General features: G+C 51.7%; 2 protein-coding genes. Both read left to right on the top strand.

Features of this window, described 5'->3' with window-relative positions:
- Window positions 1-2130, top strand: a 2130-nt coding sequence (locus H7995_RS27945) for an FAD-dependent oxidoreductase (protein WP_185819312.1), incomplete at its 5' end; no start/stop codon positions are given.
- On the top strand, window positions 2127-3209 hold the full coding sequence (locus H7995_RS27940; RefSeq protein ID WP_137807348.1) for an FAD-dependent oxidoreductase: 1083 nt from the start codon (window positions 2127-2129) through the stop codon (window positions 3207-3209). The genes H7995_RS27945 and H7995_RS27940, both read left to right, overlap by 4 nt.
- The last annotated feature ends 75 nt before the right edge of the window (window positions 3210-3284 follow it).

Genomic DNA, 3284 nt, shown 5'->3' with positions numbered 1-3284 from the left:
GCCCTTGATCTTGGTGAATATCTCAATCTATCGACCCTTAAGGCCCAACAAGCTGCGTTGAACGCCCAGGTTGAGGCCAATCCTTTTTTAATTGGGGGGATATTCTTTCTACTGTATGTCGTCGTCACCGCACTCTCACTACCCGGCGCAGTTTTGATGACCTTGGTCGCAGGGGCATTGTTCGGTTTGCTTGGCGGCACCTTACTGGTGTCGTTCGCTTCGACTCTGGGGGCAACCTTGGCCATGCTTATCAGCCGGTTCCTGTTGCGCGATTGGGTGCAAGCAAAATTTAGTCGCCGCTTGGCGGGTATCGACAAGGGCATTGAGCGCGAAGGGGCTTCCTATCTATTCGCTTTACGCTTGGTACCAGTATTTCCGTTTTTTTTGATCAACTTGGCCATGGGCCTGACTAAATTATCAGCTTCTTCCTTTTGGTGGATCAGTCAGCTAGGCATGCTACCGGGCACATTAGTCTTCGTGAATGCGGGACGAGAATTGGGACAACTGGAGTCTCTAGCTGGGATTCTGTCACCGGGATTGCTTGGTGCTTTTGTGCTGCTAGGTCTATTGCCGATTCTATCGCGAAGGCTGCTTGGCTTTTTCAAGGCTCGCCAGGTCTATTCAGGGTGGGTCAAGCCCAAGTTTTTTGATCGAAATCTAGTGGTGATTGGTGCCGGTTCGGGCGGTTTGGTATCGGCTTATATAGCCGCGGCGGTAAAGGCCAAGGTAACCCTTATCGAGAAAAACAAAATGGGTGGAGACTGCTTAAACACAGGCTGTGTTCCCTCAAAAGCGTTGATTCGCTCGGCCAAGTTAGCCAATGAGCTAAAGAAGGCGGAGCAATTGGGTTTCAAAAACGTCAGTGGCGAGGTGGATTTCGCCGCAGTTATGCAGCGTGTTCAGCGAGTGGTATCAGAGGTGGAGCCCCATGACTCCATCGAGCGCTATACCGGGCTCGGTGTTGAGGTTGTGGAGGGTAAGGCGAAGATAACCTCACCATGGACAGTCGAAGTCAATGGCCAAACCTTGAACACGAGGTCCATTGTCATCGCTACAGGCGCACGGCCGCTTGTGCCTAGAATTCCAGGTATCGAATTGGTGGAGCCGCTTACCTCTGACAATATTTGGGATCTGCGCGAGCGTCCTAAGCGGCTGCTAGTTCTCGGTGGTGGGCCGATTGGTTGTGAGCTGGCGCAGGCATTCCAGCGCCTAGGGTGTGCTGTTACTCAGGTTGAAATGGTCGAACGCCTCCTTATTCGTGAAGATATCGAAGCCAGCGAAGCGGTGATGGCTAGCCTGCGCGGTGACGGTGTTGATTTACGTCTCCAACACAAAGCTGTGCGATTTGAGTTGGCCAATGGTCAGCGACAACTCGTATGTAGCAACTTGGTTGATGGTGAAGAGGTGCTGTTACCTTTCGACGAGGTACTGCTGGCCTTGGGGCGGGTCGCTAACGTAAAAGGCTTTGGCGCTGAGGAGCTGCAGCTCGAGGTACGCGCCAACGGCACATTGGAGACCGACGAATATTTGGCTACGCGCTTCCCAAACATCTTTGCCGTAGGAGATGTTACTGGCCCCTATCAGTTTACCCATACCTCGGCGCATCAGGCATGGTATGCCGCCGTAAATGGTCTATTTAGTGGTTTTAAAAGGTTTAAGGTGGATTACCGAGTGATTCCGTGGGCCACCTTTACTGATCCTGAGGTGGCGCGTGTAGGTCTCAACGAATTGGATGCTAAAGCTCAAGGCATTGCCTATGAGGTTACTCGCTATGGACTTGACGATCTCGATCGCGCCATCGCTGATGAGGCCGCACATGGTTACGTCAAGGTGCTAACAGAGCCAGGCAAAGATCGTATCCTCGGCGTGACCATAGTTGGTGAACATGCCGGTGACCTAATCACCGAATATGTAGCGGCGATGAAGCATGGTTACGGGCTTAACAAAATCCTCAGCACCATCCATATCTATCCCACACTAGCTGAAGCTAACAAGTATGCGGCGGGTGAATGGAAGAGGGCGCACGCCCCCCAACGAGCATTGCGCTGGTTGGGCAAGTTTCATCAATGGCGTCTAGGTCGAAGTCAACGTCCGGCTGAGACACTGGCCCCGAGCGACAAAATCTCGTGAGCAATAAATTCGATTTGTTGCTCGCGGGAGCGGGTCATGCGCACCTCGGTGTTCTGCGTTTGTGGGCAGGCGATAAACCTCCCGGTGGACGGATAGGTTTAATTTCTCCCGATCAACACGCTTGGTATTCCGGCATGCTTCCGGGCTTGTTAACCGGTCGCTACAAAACTGATCAGTGCCGTATTGACTTGCAACCTCTTTGTCAGGCAGCAGGTATTGAGTTTATAAGCTCTGCCGTTACATCACTCCAACCAGAAGCTAATTTACTTCACCTAGATACCGGTGAAACGCTACAAAGTGAATGGATTTCACTAAACTTAGGCTCATTACCTAGACCTCCGGAATCGGAGGATGCAGGCATGGAGTTGCTACCAGTTAAGCCATTTTCTAGCTTTATCTCACGCTGGGAGCAATGGCAAAAGAAACCTCAGAGACTTGCGATATTAGGAGGTGGTGCCGCCGGGGTAGAGCTGGCTCTAGCACTAGCTCGAACAGTGCCATCGCTAGCGCTTTTTAGCGCCGCGAATATTTTGGCGGGACATGCACCTGCTTTGCGTGGTGCTGCAATTAGGCATCTACATCAACTGGGTGTTGAGCTCCACGAGCGCTGCCCGGTCGACCGAATTCTAGGAGGGGCACTCATATCCAAAGGTGAAATTGTTTGGAGAGGTGTAAGACTGATCCTTACCACTGGCGCTAGCCCGTTAGGGTGGCTTTGCGAGTCTGGTCTTAGCTGTAATGAACAGGGATTCATCCAGGTGTCGCCCACACTGCAGAGTGTTTCTCACCCACAAATTTTTGCAGCAGGTGATTGCGCCAACCTTGTTGACACCCCACGAAATGGTGTCTATGCAGTCCGACAAGGACCTGTTTTGGCTGCCAACCTGGCGTCTGCGCTTAAAGGGGAGCTATTTACCAACTACGTTCCGCAACGAATTGCGCTAGCCTTGCTATCCGACGGTGAGGGAGGAGCGATGATGAGTTGGGCGGGATTTATTGCAGAAGGATCTTTTATAGGAAAGTGGAAAGACTATTTGGATCGAAGGTTCATGACTCGTCATAGAGCCAGCAAACAATGACGCATGTATTCAGGCGCCTATTACTATGACCTAGACCAAATTCCGGTATAGGTGTGAAACGGAAAAATAACGTTA

The organism is Pseudomonas kielensis, assembly GCF_014236655.1.
Classification (GTDB): domain Bacteria; phylum Pseudomonadota; class Gammaproteobacteria; order Pseudomonadales; family Pseudomonadaceae; genus Aquipseudomonas; species Aquipseudomonas kielensis.
The sequence above is the reverse complement of the archived record's forward strand: the minus strand, read 5'-3'. Positions and strand labels throughout refer to the sequence as shown.